Raw genomic sequence first — 15408 nt, forward strand, 5'->3', positions numbered from 1 at the left:
CAATGTACAGATGCCGCAACTGGGAAAAGCACACCCTGCACGTCTGCGATGCGCCGCCGCTCAACTTTTGCAGACCACCCCATGTATCAGGATGTGCGCCTGTAACTTCAACAGAGCAAGGAGAAACCGTTTCTGTAGGAAGTTCGCCACTCACATTCCAAGTTCGGCCGGCGATCAGCCAGTGCAACCCTCGAATCCCGCAATCCTCGATTCCGAACGGGATTCTTTGCGGATTCGCCGACGGGTCAGTTCGGTTTGTAAGCCAGAGCGTGAAAGACAGTGTCTTCTGGGGAAGTGTGACCTCGAACAAAGGAGAGGTAGTTTCCTTTGACTGATCAGCCATTATAGCCCCAGCGATGATCAAACGGCCCAACTTGCTCCGGCCGCCGAGCCGCTCTTGGCTCTGCCTCTTTGGCGGCGGTAAATAAGCGTTCTCGGAGGCGGGTCGCAGCCCTCCGTAGCCGAGGGCCGAGCCGTGATTGCGACTGACGCGGTTCCGCTGGCCTTCTGCCGCCGGTTACGCCTTCTTCACGTGCAACTGCTGCACTTCCTTCCACACGTCGCCGTAAGCCTCCTTGTCGAACGGCGGGCACCCGGTCTCGTACTGGCCCAGCGGGTGCTGCTTCGCGCGCATCAGGGCGGTGCAGTAGCTGAACGTCCGGCACACCCGTTTGCGGTCCAGCTTGCCGGTGTCGAGGAGCTGGCGCACCCAGTCGGGCTGCGAGAGCGTCGCGCGCCCCACCCCCACGATGTTGATGCGCCCGTCGCGCACGTTCGCCGCCCCCGCCTGCGGCAGGAACTCTTGCAGGTAACTGTACCCGGTCCCCACGAGGGCCAGATCCGGGTACGCCGATTGAACCGCCGCGGCGGCGCGGAAGTGGCGCTCCACCCCGATCAGCGGGTGCTCGGGCGACTCGTACCCGTCCGGCGGCGGGTACTCGAAGGGGCGCCCGTAGTGCGGCTGCGCGTAAGGGTTGCCCATCGTCGCGTTGACGAGCGTCACCCCCAGGGCGCGCATCTCACCGATCCACCGGAGCGGCTCCGTGAGGTCCACCGCGAACGGCTCCGTCTCCGACATGCCCCACCCGTTGACGAGCGGCAGCGCGTGCGCGTCCGGCGCGCCGGCGTCGTCTTCCCCCTTGTGGAAGGGGATGCCGTCGAACAGGTTCATTCGCGTGGCGACGACGACGTGGGCCGGCACCGCGGCGCGGACCGCCTGAATCACCTCGCGGGCGAACCGGGTGCGGTTCTCGTAACTGCCGCCATACGGCCCCGGGCGGTTCCGCGCCCCGAGGAGTTCGTTGAGCAGGTACCGGTGGCACTGCTTCACGTCGACGAAGTCGAACCCGACCTCCGCCGCGAGCTTCGCGGTCGCAACGTAATCGTCCACGAGCCGCTTGAGTTCGTCGTCGGTGATGAGCGGGTAGTCCGCCGTCACCTTCTCACCGGTCGCCTTGTTCGCGACGGTGCGCGGGTCGAGCACCGGGTCGTGGGTGGCGATGATCGGGTGCGGGTGGCTGTACCGGCCCGAGTGCGTCAGTTGCAGCCCGAACAGCAGGTCCGAATCGGTCCCGTTGGCGCCGCGGTGCGCCGCGCGGCACTCCTCGACGATCCGCGCGAAGTGGGGCTTCGTGTTCGGGTTCAGCACGATCTGGCGCGGGTTGGCCCGCGCCCCCGGCGTGACCGCGCACGCTTCGCCCCAGATCAGTTTTGCGCCGCCCGCCCCGAACCGGGCGTAGCGCCGGAAGGTGAGCGGGCCGGGGGCGCCGTCGGGTTCCCCGTCGCACCCCTCCATCGGGTGAACGCACCACCGGTTGCCAGCCGTGCGCGGGCCGACGGCGATCGGACGGAACAGGGGGGCCAGGTCGTCGGAGAAGCGCAGGTCGGTGCCGAGGCGGGCGTTTTCCGCTTCCAGGTCCGCGACCGACTTATACTTGAAGAACTTCGCCATCGGAGCCTTGGGGGGGTGAGGTGTGGTCGTTTCCTGTTACAGTACCAAACCCGCGCCCCGGCGCGAGCGGAACGGTTCGCGGTCGCGTCGCACTCGCCACGATGTTAGAATAGGGCTCACCATTTCGCTCGTGCCCGGAGGGACCGCGTTGTGATCGCAACCGCCGCCCGTCTCACCGTTCTTTTCGCGGGGCTGCTCGCGGTGCTGGGGCCGACCGCGCACGGGGCCACGCCGCGCGAGATCGACCGCGCGATCCAGGCCGGCACCGCCGCCCTCAAGGCCCGATACGACAAGGGTGGGCCGGCGATCGGCGCCCAGGACACCACCCTTGGCGCGGCGTGCCTCGCGGGGCTGGCGCTGCTCGAAGCCGGCACCCCGGTCAACGACCCCGCCGTGAAATCCATCGCGAACACGGTCCGGACCCACGCGTACACGCAGAACCGCACCTACTACGTCGCGCTGTCACTCATGTTCCTGGACCGGTTCGGCGACTCGAACGACGTGCCCCTCATTCAGATGCTCGCGGTCCGGCTGCTCGTCGGACAAACGGCCGGTGGCGGGTGGACCTACGAGTGCTGCCCCTCGATTCCGCAGACCGACGTGGACTGGCTGAAGGCCAATTTGAAGGCGAACCAACTGGTCGCCGGCGCCGCCGGGAAGCCGCCCAAGTTGCACACCGACGCGGAGCGGTACGGGCAAGCGTTAACGGCGGCCAAGGCCCAGGCCAACGGCGCGGGGATGACGGACGACAACTCGAACACACAGTTCGCGGTGATCGCGATGTGGATGGCGCGTAAGCACGGCGTGCCCGTGGACACCGCGCTCGATTTGATCGAAAAGCGGTTCATCGCCTCGCAAGACGGGCGCACCGGCAACTGGGCGTACAGCGGCGGCGTCGCGGCGTCCGGGATGGGGGTGGGCAGCCCGTCGATGTACTGCGCCGGACTGCTCGGGATGGCCACCGGGGTCGCCCGGCGCGAGGAGCGGCGGCTCAAGGCGGAGGTGCCACCGCCCAAAAAGGAGCCGGCCAAGTCCGACAAGCTCGACGACCCGTTCTACAACCCGCCCACACCGAAAGAACCGGCGCCGAAGAAGGCGCCCGCCCGCCCGGCCGACGAGCGCGACGCGGTGGTGCAGCGCGCGTTCGCCGGGCTGGGGCTGACCATCGCCGACCAGATCCGCACCGGCAAAGGGTTGCTGTTCGCCGGCGAGGGCGGCGGGCACGGCATCGGTGACCTGTACTTCCTGTGGTCCCTCGAACGCGTGGGGGTCGTGTACGGTCAGGAGAAAATCGGCGGGTTCGACTGGTACGACATCGGGTCCACCGCGCTGGTGCGGTCGCAGAACCGCGACGGCACCTGGACCGTCGGCGGTTCCTACGGTACCGAAGTGAACACGCCGTTCGCGGTGCTGTTCTTGTGCCGGTCGAATTTGGCCCGTGATCTGTCGTCGAAGGTCCAAAAAGACCCAACCAGCACGGAAATGCGTGCCGGGGTGCAGAAGCCGGTCGATGTGGTGCCGACCCGAACGAGCACGGCCGTGCCCGCGCCGACGATCGACCTGCCGAACCCGACCGGTGACGAGGCGATCACGCTGGCGTCGAAAATACTCAAGGCGTCGGGGGGCGATTGGGCGAAACTGCTCGCCGAAACGCGCGACGCAAAGGGAACTACCCAGACCCGAGCTCTGGTGCTCGCCGCGACACACTCCGCGGGTGACCGAAAGGCGGCGGCACGCGAGGCACTGACCGAACGGCTGTGCCGCATGAACGCGGCGACGCTCCGCACGATGCTCAAGGCCAATGAACCCGAGCTACGTCGGTCCGCCGCGCTCGCCTGTGCGATGAAAGACGACAAGGACCACATTCCAGACCTGATTGCGGCGATCACGGATGCCGACGACGCCGTAACGCGAGCCGCGAAGGCCGGGTTAAAGAGCTTGACCGGTAAAGATTTCGGCCCGCCCGCGGTGCCGACCGCCGAGCAAAAGACCGCCGCCGCGACCGCCTGGCGCGAGTGGTACGTCAAAGAGAAGAAGTAAACCGCGATGGGTCGGCGCTACTCATTTGAGTTGTTCTACCCAGCCGAGCGGGTCACGGAAGCTGTGGCCGCGCTCGGCCCGTACCGACCGTCACATTACCGGAAACGGCGGGGCGAATTGGTTCGCAAGGAATTGACCGGTCCGCCCGATCTCTCCGGCCTTTCACCCGAGACGCCGCTCTTTTGGAGTCTTTCGTTACTCTTTCCGGCGGACGAAATCGTTCGCGGGTGGCGCGATTGGTCGGCGCACGATTCGGAATGGAACACCGAAGGAGCCGAACTGCTTCCAGTCGGATCGATCGATCTAACAGTGCGAACTGGGGCACAGTACGCTCTCTTAACCTTTGCAGCACGTACCAGAGGCATCAGCCACGTGTTCGCGAGCTCGCGCGGAGTGTGGGCACAGTTTCATACGGTTCTTCAAGCTTCTGGAGGCTTGGTTGCCATTTTCGATGGGACAATAGACATCGGCAAGCAGGCGTACCCGGTGTTGCCTGATGGGGCGAGTTCGGTCGAATTCGATTATCGTGACTTCATTCTCGAAGAGCGAAGCCATTACTGGCATCTTGATGTGGATCGGTACGCACGCGCGGTACTGGCCGCTAAAAGCGACTTTTCCCGGCGCCTTCCGAATTAGCCGCAGAAGGCGCCGGGCGAATGTGTTGGTAGAGCCTACACCGCGACGGCCGCGAGCCACGGCTTCGGGAGCGGCTCGCGGTCCGGCTCAACGAACTGCGTCTTCGCCTGTTCGGAGAAGAGCGCCTCTGGCGAGTAATGGGCCAGCAGCGCCGTCAGCTTCCGGTCGAACAGGTCCGGGTTGCGTTTGCGGAACCCGGAAAACTTCTCGCCCGGCTTCATGCGCGAGGCGACCAGCCGCACGAACGCGGTGGTGATCGTCTCGTGGAACCCGGTCGCCGGCTTCTCCTCGGCCGCCGCGACCTCTTCGGCCGGGCGGGTCGCGCCGCACGGCGCGTTCTGCTGGGCGACGAACGCCGCGTTCAGCTTTTTGATCCCCGACCGCACCTTCATCCGGGCCGCCCGGTACGTCTCGCTCCGGGCCACGTACAGCCACGCCATGCGGACGTGCGCCTCGTGGGTCCAGTCCGCGCGGTTCAGCGAGCACTGTTCGAACCGGGTCAGGAACGTGTCGTCGGTCATCGCCGCGGCTCCTCACGAAGGGTGTCGGAAAGACGCACGGGTGAGCGAACAGGTTCACCCGCAATTTCATTTTCTACCCATATACCCGGGCAAATCGTAAGTCGCCATCTCCGTAGGGTTGCGAAAATACAGCCGCCCGCCCGCTACCACCGGGTGGTTCCAGGTCTTGCCTTTCACCGCGGGGAGCGCCCACAGCTCTTCGTACTCGTCGCCGCTCGCGGCCACACACGCCAGCCGGCCCTGCTCCGACGCCACGAGCAGCTTGTCCCCGACCAGCAGCAACTGACCCGAGCCGTAGTTCCCCTCGCGCCACCGGATCGAGCCGTTCGCGAGATCGAGGCACACGAGCCGCCCGGTGTCGAGGCCGAACAGGAAATCGCCGAACCGCACCACGTCGTTGAACACCGGGGTGAACTTCGTCGTGGCCCACTTCTCGGTCACCGACCACTTCTCACCGCTTTTGGCGACCGCCAGACACCGCGTTCCGGTGCCCTTGATGCCGCCCCCGATCACGATGCGGTCGCCCGCGAGCACCAGCGGCTGAACCGTTGCGGGCTCGTTGGCCTGCACCTTCCAGTCGTAGCGCCACACCTCGGCCCCGGTCGCGGGATCGTGAGCGAACAGCCCCTCGCCGTTGAACATCAGCACGAGCGGCACGTTCGCGACGGTCGAGAGCTGCGGGGAGGAGTACCCGTAGGTGCCCTTCGCTTCGGTCTGCCACTTGAGTTCACCGGTCGCGGCCGAGAGGGCCACCAGCCGCGGGGCCTCGGGCGCCGCCGGGCTCAGAACCACCAGCTCACCGACCGCGAGGGGCGACGAGGACCACCCGAACGGCGGCTTGGTGGCCCCGTACTTCTCCTTCAGATCGACGCGCCAGAGCGGCGCGCCGGAGCCGGCCTGGAGCGCGACAATGGCGCCGCTCGCGGTCGCGGCGAACAGCCGCCCGTTCGCGAGCGTCGGGGTCGCGCGGGGACCCGCTCCGCTGGCCCAGTCGGTGTGCTTCCCGGCGTCGCCGTGCGCCCACACTTCTGTGCCGTCGGCGGTGCGGTAAGAGACCACGGACTCCGACTCGCCGCGCTGCTCCTGCGTGAACAGAAAGTCGCCCGCGACACACACCGACGACCACGCCGGGCCGATTGGGTTCTTCCGCCAGCGCTCTTTCGGCGCGGTCCCGTCCCACCCCTGGAACGCGGCGACCGGCGCGACACCCGCGCGGTCCGCGCCACGAAACCCGGTCCAGTCGGCCGGGCCAACCGGCACGTCCGCGACGACTGCCGTCGGGGCCACCGTCGCGCGGCCCGCGAGTTGCTTTTCCGCCGCCGCCGTCGGCGGGGTGCTCCAGCGGAACGAGACGTCGAGGTCGAACGCCCCGGTCACGCCCTCCGTGCGCGTCAACAGCCACGGGCTTACCGCAACCATTGCCACGAGAATCGCGGGCCACCCGCGTAGTGCGGGGACGAACGCCAGCACCAGGCCGGCAACTGCGGCGGCGAGCGGCGCCCCCCAGATGAGCCCGAACATCTTCATTCCGCCCGGTTGCGGAACCCAAAAGCCCTGCGCAAGGAACGGAACCGCCACCACCACCGCCGCCGCCGCGAGGGCCAAGAGGACGCGCGTCACCCGGCCGTAGTCGCCGAAGACCAGCCACCACAGCCCGAACCCGAGTAGGGCGAAAAACGGGGCCAGTGTGCTCAACATGACCAGCGTCATGGGTAACGTGACCGAATCGAGCCGGTACGCGATCCGCCCGGCCGCGAAGCCGCCGGCCCCGAGGGCGGTGAAAATCAGCAGCGCGCGCCGCCAGCCCGACCGGATCGGTTGCGGCCGTTCGGCCTCGAAGCCGTCGGAAGTGAGGTCCATCGCTCCTCCTTTGTGCCTTCGTGTTGTGTTCGCACTTCGGACCCGGACAATAGCACTACCGCGGGCGCCCCGCCTGTGTTTCTGAAATAACGGATAATGTATCTATTCAGCAATGCCAACTGAACCATTTCCCGAACCGGATGACGCCTTAATGCTCGCTCGCGCGTTCGCGTCGTTCGGGCCGGTGTATTACAAATGGCTGCGCGCGTGCTTCGCCGAGAGCGGGGTGAGCTTCCCGCGCATGAAGTTGCTCGGGGCGCTGCACTCGTCCGGCCCGAAGATCATGAGCGAGCTGGGCGAAGAGCTGGGCGTGACCGCGCGGAACGTGACCGCGCTGGTGGACGCGCTGGAGGGCGAGGGGCTGGTGCGCCGGGTGCCGCACACGACCGACCGCCGCGCGACGGTGATCGAGCTGACCCCGGCGGGAGCAAAGTACGGCCTGGAAATGGCTTCGGGCGGGCACCTCGACAAGGTGGCGGAGCTGTTCCGCGCGCTAAGCGCCGACGAGCAAGAGCAACTGCGCCGGCTCGTCGCGAAGCTCGAAAGTTTGCTCGCCGCCCGCGGGTTCGGCACCGGCGGGCTCTGCGGCGACGGGTGACCGGCGGGACGTTACTGTATTTCCACGCCCACCGCGCCGTCCCGCACCGCCCCGAGGTGCCACGCAGGAACGCCGTCGGCGGCGAGCTGCTGAACGATTCCGTCGGCCGCGGCCGGGGCGCAGATCACAACGAACCCCACGCCCATGTTGAACACCCGGAACATTTCGGCGTCGGCCACGTTCCCGCACTTCTGGAGCCACCCGAACACCGGCGGCACACTCCAGGCGCTCCGCGCGATGTGAACCCGTTTGTCCGGCGGGAGGATGCGGCCGACGTTGTCGGGCAGCCCGCCGCCGGTGATGTTGGCCAGCCCGTGAACCGCGTCGCCGAACGCCCCGAGCACGCGGCGAACCGGCCTCACGTACAGGCGTGTCGGGGTGAGCAGCTCTTCCCCCACCGTTTTCCCGAGTTCGGGCACGCGGTCGGCCACGGTCAGGCCCGCGGCCTCGAACGCCACCTTGCGGACGAGGCTGTAGCCGTTGGAGTGAACGCCGCTCGACGCCAGCCCGATCACCGCGTCGCCGCTCTGGATCTTGCGGCCGTCGATGAGTTGGTCGCGCTCCACCACCCCCGCCGCGAACCCTGCGAGGTCGAAATCGCCCGGCGCGTAGAAGTCCGGGAGGATGGCGGTTTCGCCGCCGACCAGCGCGCAGCCCGATTCGAGACAGCCGTCGGCGATGCCTTTCACGAGTTCCGCGGTTAGCGCGGGGTCGTCCTTGGGCATCGCGAGGTAATCGAGGAAGCTGAGCGGCTCGCCGCCGGTGCAGATCAGGTCGTTCACGGACATGGCGACCAGGTCTATGCCGACCGTGTCGAACTTGCCCACCAGTTGCGCGATCTTGAGCTTGCTGCCCACGCCGTCGGTACAGGTGACCAGCACGGGGTTCGTGTACCGGCCCGCGGCCGAGAGGTCGAACAGGCTGGCGAACCCGCCCACGCCCTTGCCGCCCTTGCGCGGCGGGAACGGCGGCGGGATCACCCCCGGGCGCAGCGTGCGCGCGACGTGCCCCTGGATGCCAGAAATGGTCTGCTCGTACTTGTCGAGGTCCAGGCCGGCTTTCTTGTAGTCCCACTGCTCAGGCATCGCTAACCCCTTCGGCCGTTGATCCGCGCCCCGGCTCGCGCGGGTGCCGGGTCACCCGCCCGCGACGAGGCCGCCACCCCTTCGGGGCTGAAGAGTTCTTCTTATACGGTCCGGCGCGGCCCGCCCGGAACTCGCGCCGTCGGGCGCCCGATTCGTGCCGGTTCGGAACCCGGGGTTGACCCGTTTCTCATCAACCGGCTAGACTCCCCGCCCTTAGCGGTGGTTGCGCCCATAACCGCCGCGCAGAGACGCAACCAAGGACGGTTGGGAATGTCACTTTCGCTACTCGCGTCGGCCGCGCCGCCCGCGGACCCGACGTTCCATTCGGGGTTCGCATACTTTCGCTGGCTCCACGAGCTGCTCCCGGCCCCTTTCTTCCACACGCAGGCGTTTTTAACCTTTTTCGCCCTCATCCTGGTCGCGTACTGGAGCATCCCGCGGCGGTTCCAGATGACCCGCGTGTGGCTGCTCGTGGTCGCGAGCTTCCACTTTTACGCCGCGTGGAGCGCCGAACTCGCGTTCCTCGTCACGGGCACCACGCTCGCCGACTACCTGTTCGGCCGGCTGATGGGGCACGCAACGCGGTCCTGGTTCCGCAAGCTGCTGCTGTACTGCAGCGTCGGGATGAACCTCGGCATCCTGTGCTACTTCAAGTACCGCGGGTTCTTCCTCAACGAGCTGTACGACGGCATGCGGCAGCTCGGTATGAACCCCGGGTTCGCGAAGGTCAGTTTGGAGAACGTCTTCATCCCGTTCGGGATCTCGTTCTACACGTTCGAGGCGATCAGCTACGCGGTGGACGTGTACAAGCGGAAGATCGAGCCGGAAAAGAGCCTGCCGCGGTTCCTGCTGTTCATCCTGTTCTTCCCGCACCTGGTGGCCGGGCCGATCGTGCGCGCCGGCGACTTCCTCACCCAGACCCGGCGCCCGAAGCGGTGGAACTGGGTGCGGGCGCAGGTCGGCGTTCAACTGTTCCTGGTCGGCGCGTTCAAGAAGATGGCGATCGCCGACCGGATGGCCATGTTCTGCGACCCGGTGTTTCAGAGCCCGGACAGCTACAGTTCGGTCGCGGTGTGGTTCGCGGTGCTGGCCTACGCGGTCCGCATCTACTGCGACTTCTCGGGCTATTCGGACATGGCCGTCGGCGCGGCGCACCTGCTGGGGTACAAGCTGACCAACAACTTCAACATGCCGTACCTCGCCGCGAACGTGACCGACTTCTGGCGCCGGTGGCACATTTCGCTCTCGTCGTGGCTCCGCGACTACGTCTTCATCCCGCTCGGCGGCAGCCGCGGGTCGCGGTGGCTGACCTATCGGAACCTGGTCCTCACGTTCCTGATCGGCGGGCTGTGGCACGGGGCCGCGTGGGGGTACATCCTGTGGGGGCTGGCTCACGGGCTCTTGCAGGTGGTCCACAAGTGGTTCAAGGAGTACAGCGATGACAGGCCCCGGCTCGTCGCTTTCCTGGAAACCTCGTTCGGCACCGGGCTGCGGGTGCTGCTCACCTTCGTCTGTGTGAGCCTGTGCTGGGTGCTGTTCCAGCCCGAGTTGGGCAAGGCGTTGGCCGTTTTCGAGAAGCTGTTCTACGTCCAGCGCGGGCTCGCGCTGCCGCTCAGCAACCGCAGCCTGTGGGCCACGGTGATCTTCCTGTTCCTGTGCCAGTTGCTCGTCCGGTCCGGGGTGTGGGCGAAGCTGTACCCGCGGCTGCCGGCGCCGGTGCTGGGGGTGGGGTACGCCGCGTGCCTGTGCGTGGCCCTGATCCTCGCCCCGGACAGCGGCACCACGTTCATCTACTTCCAGTTCTGATCCGACGCGGGGCGCTGTGAACGTTCGCCACCTGATACCCCCACGTCTGTTCCGCCCCGGGCGGCGCCCGGGGCCGGGTGCGACCCGGACCCGGACGCCGCGCCGCGCCGCGGTCGCACTCGGCGCGGGGGTGGTGGCGTTTGCGGCGGTGCAAGCGGCGCTCGGGGCGCTATCGGCGGTGACGTGGTGGGCCGCCGACCCGGTGTACGAGGACAAGCGGGAGCGGCTCGCGCGGGTCGAGCGATCGGCCCCACCGGGCACGGCGCGGGTGCTGCTGCTGGGCACCTCGCGCAGCGGGAACGGCTTCGATGCCGGGCGCGTGAGCGGGGCGAGCGAACGCGCCGGCGCGCCGGCGGTGGCGTTCAACTTCGGCGTCCCGGGGGCCGGGCCGGTTACGCAGCTCGTGTACCTCCGCCGGTTGCTCGCCGACGGGCACCGGCCGGACGTACTTGTCATTGAAGTGCTGCCCGCGCTGCTCTCGGATGCGCCCGCGGGACCGATCGAGACGCGCGTGATGACCGGCGACCGGCTGGCGCGCGACGAAGTGGAACTGCTGGCCGGGTACGGGTTCCCCGTCGACCGGCTGCGGCGGCAGTGGCGGGAGGCCGCCGTACTGCCGGTTCACGCGCACCGGTTCAAGTTGGTCAGCCGGGTGGCGCCGGACGCGCTGCCGTGGTCGCTCCAGACCCAGGGCGGGCGGACCCCGGACCCGCACGGGTGGCGGCCGACACTCGTCGATCAGGTGGGCGACGAGGAGCGTGCCCGGCGAACGACGGACGCCGCGATCGAGTACCGTGAGGCGTTCGCGCACGAACTCCCGGCCGGTCCGGCGGCGGCGGCCCTGCGCGACGTTCTGACGCTGTGCCGTCGCGAGCGGCTATCGGTCGCGCTGGTGCTGTTCCCCGAGGGGACAACGTTCCGCGCGCTGTACGCGCCGGGCGCCGAGTTACGGTTGCAGCAGTTCCTGGCCGGGCTGAGCGCCGAGTTCGGCTGCCCGGTGACGGACGCGCGGGGGTGGGCCGCCGACGACCAGTTCGTCGACGGCCATCACCTTTTGCGCCCCGGTGCAGACGCCTTCACGGACCGGTTCATCCACGACGCGCTGATCCCGCTGCTGAAGTCGCAAGCGGTCGGGGGGCACAAATGAAGGCCGTGCCGCCCAACACCCGATTCGCGTTCCGGAGCTGCGGAGCTGCCGCGCCCACCGCGCGGGGGCACCGGGAGCGGTCCAGTGCGACGGCGCTGGCGATCGGCTTCGTGGTGACCGTCGTCGTTCAGTTCGGGATCGGTCAGGCAGTTCGGAGCGCACCAGAGGCGTTTTCCGACCCGCTGTACCACGACAAGCGCGAGCGGCTGCGGGCGCACTCGGCGGGCGCGCCGGCCGGGGCCGGACGGCCGTTCGCGCTGCTGTTCCTGGGCAGCTCACGCACCTACGACGCGGTCAACGCCGGCGCGGCGGCGGCCGCGCTCACACACGACCTCGGGCGCCCGGTGGCGGCGTTCGACTTCGCGACTTCCGGCGCCGGCCCGGTCACGCTCGCGCTGCACCTGCGCCGGTTGCTCGCCGACGGGGTGGCCCCGGACGCGGTGGTGATCGAGGTGCATCCCGCGTTTCTCGCGTCCCAGGTGTGGCCGCCGTTCGAGACGTGCTGGCTGCGGCCGATCCGGTTGCGCCCCGGCGAAACGTCACTGGCGCGCGACCTCGGCTTCCCGACCGACGCTCCGGGGGCGCACGGCCCTCGGGGGCTGTTCCTTGCCGGGTACGAGTACCGCACGCACCTGCTGGAGCGGTACTGCCCCGAACTGTCCCCGCTCCCCTACCGGCTCACGAGCGGTCCCGAGACCGACCGGCACGGGTTCGTTCGCGTGCCGAACCTTCTACCGCGCCAGCGTGAACGGCTCCGCGCCTGGACCCGCGAGCAGTACGCGCCGTGCTGGACCGGCTACATCCCCGGCGGCTGCGCCCTGGCGGCGCTGCGCGACGCGCTCGGCACGTGCCGAGCGATCGGAGTTCGCACCGCCTTGCTCGTCACTCCGGAATCCGCCGAGTTCCGGGGTTGGTACGCGGAACCCGGACGGGCGCGCATCGTGCCCCTGTTGAACGAACTCGCCCGTGAATTCGAGGCCCCCTTTGTGGACGCACGCGAGTGGCTCCCCGACGACCTGATTGCGGACGGTCACCATTTGACCGGAACCGGCGCGGACGTGTTTACCGAGCGGCTGGTGCGTGACGCGCTCGCGCCGTGGCTCCGCGCTCAAGAAGGGGCCAACCATGAGCGCTGAACCGTGCGAAACGGACCCGACCGCGGCTCCGGGCCGCCGTCCGCAGATCGGGGCCGCAGTACGATGGACCGGCCTTCGTCCGCGGGCGGTGCGGCTCCGACTGGTGGGGCTGGTCCGCGCGCCCCGGTCCCGAACGGTTCGGGCGCCTCAGGCGCGGCGCGCCCGCGCCGCCGTCCTCTGGTTCGCGCTCGCGGTGCTGGTGACCAACGGCGCCGCCCTGGCGGCGCTGGACGCGCCTTGGCCCAACCTGCGCGACCCGGAGTACGGGTGGCGGGTCCGGCGGTTGCACGCCCGCGCCGCCGAGCACCCGGGGCGCCCGCTCGTGCTGGTCGTCGGCTCGTCGCGCACCGGAATGGGGGTGCGCCCGTCGGCCTGGGAGGCGGCCCGCCCCGGAACGGGTGACGACCCGCTCATATTCAACTTCGGCGCGGTCGGCGCCGGCCCGATACAGCAACTCATCGCGGTGCGGCGGCTGTACGCCGACGGGCTCCGCCCGGATGTCGTGTTGCTCGAGTACTGGCCGCCGCTGCTGCGCCAGGACGGCCAGTTCGCGGAGCAGCACCGCTCGTGGACCCGGCTGCGGTTCGACGACTGGCCCGTCATGCAGGATTACTTCCCAGAACCCGAGCAGACGCGGCGGCTAATGATGTCATCGCGTTTAAACCCGATTGCCGGGAACCACGCCCGGTGGGCCGCGCTGGCGTTGCCGCGGCACCTGTTAGCGAACCGCCACGCGGACGTGGCGTGGCGCGACCTGGACCGCTGGGGGTGGCTCCCGGGGCCGGACGTTCGTCCGGACGATTCCAAAACCCGCGAGGGGTTTTTGAAGCACCACCGTGAGGACTACCGGCGCCACTTTGACGGCCACACGATTCACCCGGCCTCGGACCGCGCCCTCCGCGAAGCCGTCGGGCTGGCGCGGGCGCACGGGGCGCGGGTCGGGCTGCTGTTCTTGCCCGAAGCGAGCGAGTTCCGAAACTGGTATCCGCCAGAAGTGGAGCGGAGCGGGCGCGAGCACCTCGTGACACTCGCGCGGGAGCTGGACACCCCTGTGATCGACGCCCGCGAGTGGATGGGGGACGAGTTGATCGCCGACGGGCACCACCTGTCGCGGGTCGGCGCGGCGGCTTTTACCGAGCGGCTCGGCCCGGTGGTCGCCCGCGCGTTCCCGGCACCAGGAGGCGCACCGTGACGACCGACGCCCGTCTCAAAGGCCCTTGGGCACGCGCCGCGCGGTGGCTCCGGCGTCCCGACCAGCCCGCGCCCGTTTCGCCCGCGGCACCACGGCGCACCCGCGCCGCCCGCGCGCTCGGGTGGGGGGCGGCGGCGCTTGTCCTGGCGACTGCAGCGTTCTCCGGGGCGATCGAGACGGTTCTGCCGCACGTGCGCGACCCGGAATACGGGCACCGCGTGCTGCGCGCGCGGGCGCTCCAGCACGCGCACCCGGACCGGCCTCTGGTGCTGGCGCTCGGCACCTCGCGGACGCAGAACGCGATCGACGCCCGCGCGATGGAATTTTCGGACGCGCCCGGTTCGCCGCTGGTGTTCAACTTCGGGCTGTCGGGGGCGCGTCCGCCGAACCTGCGGCTCGCGCTCCAGCGGCTCCGGGCCGACGGCGTGAGCCCGGCGGCGGTGCTGGTCGAAGTGCTGCCCGGGACGCTCGCGGTGAGCGGATCGGCGGACCCGCTCTTGTTCGACACGGCCGACCGGTTGACCGCGGCCGACCCGGACCGCCTCGCCCCGTACCTCGCCTCCCCGGGGGCGCTACGCCGCGAGTGGCTCGCGAAGCGGGCGAACCCGTGGGCCGCGCACCGGGTAGCGCTATTGAGCCACTTCGCCCCCGAATGGCAGCCGTGGCAAGCACGCATCGACGCGATGTGGGAGCAGCTCGACGACCGCGGGTTCGGGCGGTACCCCCACGGGTCCGTTTCCGACGCCGACCGTGAGCGGCGCCGCGAGCGCGCCCACGAGGCGTACCGCGTGATCGAAGGTGACTTCCGGGTCAGCGAGCTGTCGGACCGGTGCTTCCGTGATCTGGTCGCCGACTGCCGCGCCGCGGGGATACCGGTGGCGTTCTTCCTGGCGCCCGAGTCGCCGGTGTTCAGGAGCTGGTACGGCCCGCAGGCGCGAGCGGAACTGGCGGCATTCTGCCGGGTGCTGCGCGACGAGTTGGGGTGCCCGGTGTTCGACGCGCCCGACGGTTTCGCAGAGGACGATTTCGCCGACGGGCACCACATGCTCCCGGGCGCTGCCGCGCGGTTCAGCCGGCAACTCGCTGCCACGCGCCTCCGCGCGTGGCTCGCAGAGACGATCAAGTAACGCCGCCGGCGCGGGAGCGCTGGCCTCTGGCCCAGTGGCACTTACTTTGTTGATTCCAGTAGTTTCAAGTTGGTCGGTTTAGGAGTAGCGGACCGCATGGGTTTGCCCGTCAATGGTGGTTACCACGCCTCCACTGTCGGCGCCCCATGCGGCCAGGTCATTCATGGTAGTGATCGTATGTTCAAAAGTCTCAAGGTGAAGAATCCCCGGTAAATTGAGAATTCCTGATTGAGGGTCAACTCGGATACTGTGCAATTGTATAAAAATATCAAGCGATCGCCAGATTCGCATGCGGTTGCCTCACAACTA

At 68.7% G+C, this 15408-nt stretch carries 13 protein-coding genes; 9 read left to right on the top strand and 4 right to left on the bottom strand.

Translation table 11 applies throughout. The features are described from left to right. Positions 1–2 precede the first annotated feature (2 nt). Positions 3–335: an H-X9-DG-CTERM domain-containing protein gene (locus R5W23_RS32575; RefSeq protein ID WP_407936102.1), complete on the top strand. Its 333-nt coding sequence runs from the start codon at positions 3–5 to the stop codon at positions 333–335. 182 nt (positions 336–517) lie between these two features. Here the strand turns inward: R5W23_RS32575 and R5W23_RS03385 are convergent, their stop codons facing one another. Further along, positions 518–1951, bottom strand: a complete 1434-nt coding sequence (locus R5W23_RS03385; RefSeq protein ID WP_320685112.1) for an oxidoreductase — start codon at positions 1949–1951, stop codon at positions 518–520. Positions 1952–2101: 150 nt separating this feature from the next. Here R5W23_RS03385 and R5W23_RS03390 point away from each other — a divergent pair, with 150 nt between their 5' ends. Then, positions 2102–3991 carry a HEAT repeat domain-containing protein gene (locus R5W23_RS03390; RefSeq protein ID WP_320685113.1) on the top strand — a complete coding sequence of 630 codons (1890 nt, stop codon included), beginning with the start codon at positions 2102–2104 and terminating at the stop codon, positions 3989–3991. Between the two features lie 6 nt (positions 3992–3997). Continuing rightward, positions 3998–4627: a hypothetical protein gene (locus tag R5W23_RS03395; RefSeq protein WP_320685114.1), complete on the top strand. Its 630-nt coding sequence runs from the start codon at positions 3998–4000 to the stop codon at positions 4625–4627. Positions 4628–4662: 35 nt separating this feature from the next. Here the strand turns inward: R5W23_RS03395 and R5W23_RS03400 are convergent, their stop codons facing one another. Together R5W23_RS03400 and R5W23_RS03405 are read right to left on the bottom strand one after the other, a co-directional pair. Beyond that, positions 4663–5148 (bottom strand): hypothetical protein, encoded by a 486-nt coding sequence (locus R5W23_RS03400; protein ID WP_261189337.1) that lies wholly within the window; start codon positions 5146–5148, stop codon positions 4663–4665. A 66-nt stretch (positions 5149–5214) separates the two neighbouring features. After that, positions 5215–7008 carry a PQQ-binding-like beta-propeller repeat protein gene (locus R5W23_RS03405; protein ID WP_320685115.1) on the bottom strand — a complete coding sequence of 598 codons (1794 nt, stop codon included), beginning with the start codon at positions 7006–7008 and terminating at the stop codon, positions 5215–5217. Positions 7009–7159: 151 nt separating this feature from the next. On the opposite strand from R5W23_RS03405, the gene R5W23_RS03410 reads away from it, so the two are divergent. After that, positions 7160–7606: a MarR family winged helix-turn-helix transcriptional regulator gene (locus tag R5W23_RS03410; protein WP_261189339.1), complete on the top strand. Its 447-nt coding sequence runs from the start codon at positions 7160–7162 to the stop codon at positions 7604–7606. 11 nt (positions 7607–7617) lie between these two features. On the opposite strand, the gene purM is transcribed toward R5W23_RS03410, so the two are convergent. Then, entirely contained in the window at positions 7618–8691 is a 1074-nt protein-coding gene (gene purM, locus R5W23_RS03415; protein WP_320685116.1) for a phosphoribosylformylglycinamidine cyclo-ligase, read from the bottom strand. Between the two features lie 270 nt (positions 8692–8961). Here purM and R5W23_RS03420 point away from each other — a divergent pair, with 270 nt between their 5' ends. The 5 genes from R5W23_RS03420 to R5W23_RS03440 are packed head-to-tail and all read left to right on the top strand — an operon-like array spanning position 8962 to position 15099. Continuing rightward, a complete protein-coding gene (locus tag R5W23_RS03420; RefSeq protein ID WP_320685117.1) occupies positions 8962–10497 on the top strand; it encodes an MBOAT family O-acyltransferase in 1536 nt (511 codons plus the stop codon). A 16-nt stretch (positions 10498–10513) separates the two neighbouring features. Continuing rightward, complete coding sequence (locus R5W23_RS03425; protein ID WP_320685118.1) at positions 10514–11644, top strand: hypothetical protein; 1131 nt, start codon at positions 10514–10516, stop codon at positions 11642–11644. Then, the gene (locus tag R5W23_RS03430) at positions 11641–12780 is read left to right on the top strand and encodes a hypothetical protein (RefSeq protein ID WP_320685119.1); all 1140 of its coding nucleotides are present in this window, start codon (positions 11641–11643) and stop codon (positions 12778–12780) included. Before R5W23_RS03425 ends, R5W23_RS03430 begins: the two co-directional genes overlap by 4 nt. Continuing rightward, positions 12770–13972 carry a hypothetical protein gene (locus tag R5W23_RS03435; RefSeq protein WP_320685120.1) on the top strand — a complete coding sequence of 401 codons (1203 nt, stop codon included), beginning with the start codon at positions 12770–12772 and terminating at the stop codon, positions 13970–13972. The genes R5W23_RS03430 and R5W23_RS03435 overlap by 11 nt, the downstream gene beginning before the upstream one ends. Further along, positions 13969–15099 (top strand): hypothetical protein, encoded by a 1131-nt coding sequence (locus R5W23_RS03440; protein ID WP_320685121.1) that lies wholly within the window; start codon positions 13969–13971, stop codon positions 15097–15099. The genes R5W23_RS03435 and R5W23_RS03440 overlap by 4 nt, the downstream gene beginning before the upstream one ends. Positions 15100–15408: the final 309 nt, after the last annotated feature.

The sequence above is a fragment of the Gemmata algarum genome, assembly GCF_034097035.1.
Lineage (GTDB): Bacteria > Planctomycetota > Planctomycetia > Gemmatales > Gemmataceae > Gemmata > Gemmata algarum.

Bases quoted from the DNA above. Each gene is read 5' to 3' on its own strand.
- R5W23_RS03385 (WP_320685112.1), bottom strand. From the start codon at position 1,951: ATGGCGAAGTTCTTCAAGTATAAGTCGGTCGCGGACCTGGAAGCGGAA.
- purM (WP_320685116.1), bottom strand. From the start codon at position 8,691: ATGCCTGAGCAGTGGGACTACAAGAAAGCCGGCCTGGACCTCGACAAG.
- R5W23_RS03420 (WP_320685117.1), top strand. From the start codon at position 8,962: ATGTCACTTTCGCTACTCGCGTCGGCCGCGCCGCCCGCGGACCCGACG.
- R5W23_RS32575 (WP_407936102.1), top strand. From the start codon at position 3: ATGTACAGATGCCGCAACTGGGAAAAGCACACCCTGCACGTCTGCGAT.
- R5W23_RS03430 (WP_320685119.1), top strand. From the start codon at position 11,641: ATGAAGGCCGTGCCGCCCAACACCCGATTCGCGTTCCGGAGCTGCGGA.
- R5W23_RS03410 (WP_261189339.1), top strand. From the start codon at position 7,160: ATGCTCGCTCGCGCGTTCGCGTCGTTCGGGCCGGTGTATTACAAATGG.
- R5W23_RS03395 (WP_320685114.1), top strand. From the start codon at position 3,998: ATGGGTCGGCGCTACTCATTTGAGTTGTTCTACCCAGCCGAGCGGGTC.
- R5W23_RS03435 (WP_320685120.1), top strand. From the start codon at position 12,770: ATGAGCGCTGAACCGTGCGAAACGGACCCGACCGCGGCTCCGGGCCGC.
- R5W23_RS03405 (WP_320685115.1), bottom strand. From the start codon at position 7,008: ATGGACCTCACTTCCGACGGCTTCGAGGCCGAACGGCCGCAACCGATC.
- R5W23_RS03400 (WP_261189337.1), bottom strand. From the start codon at position 5,148: ATGACCGACGACACGTTCCTGACCCGGTTCGAACAGTGCTCGCTGAAC.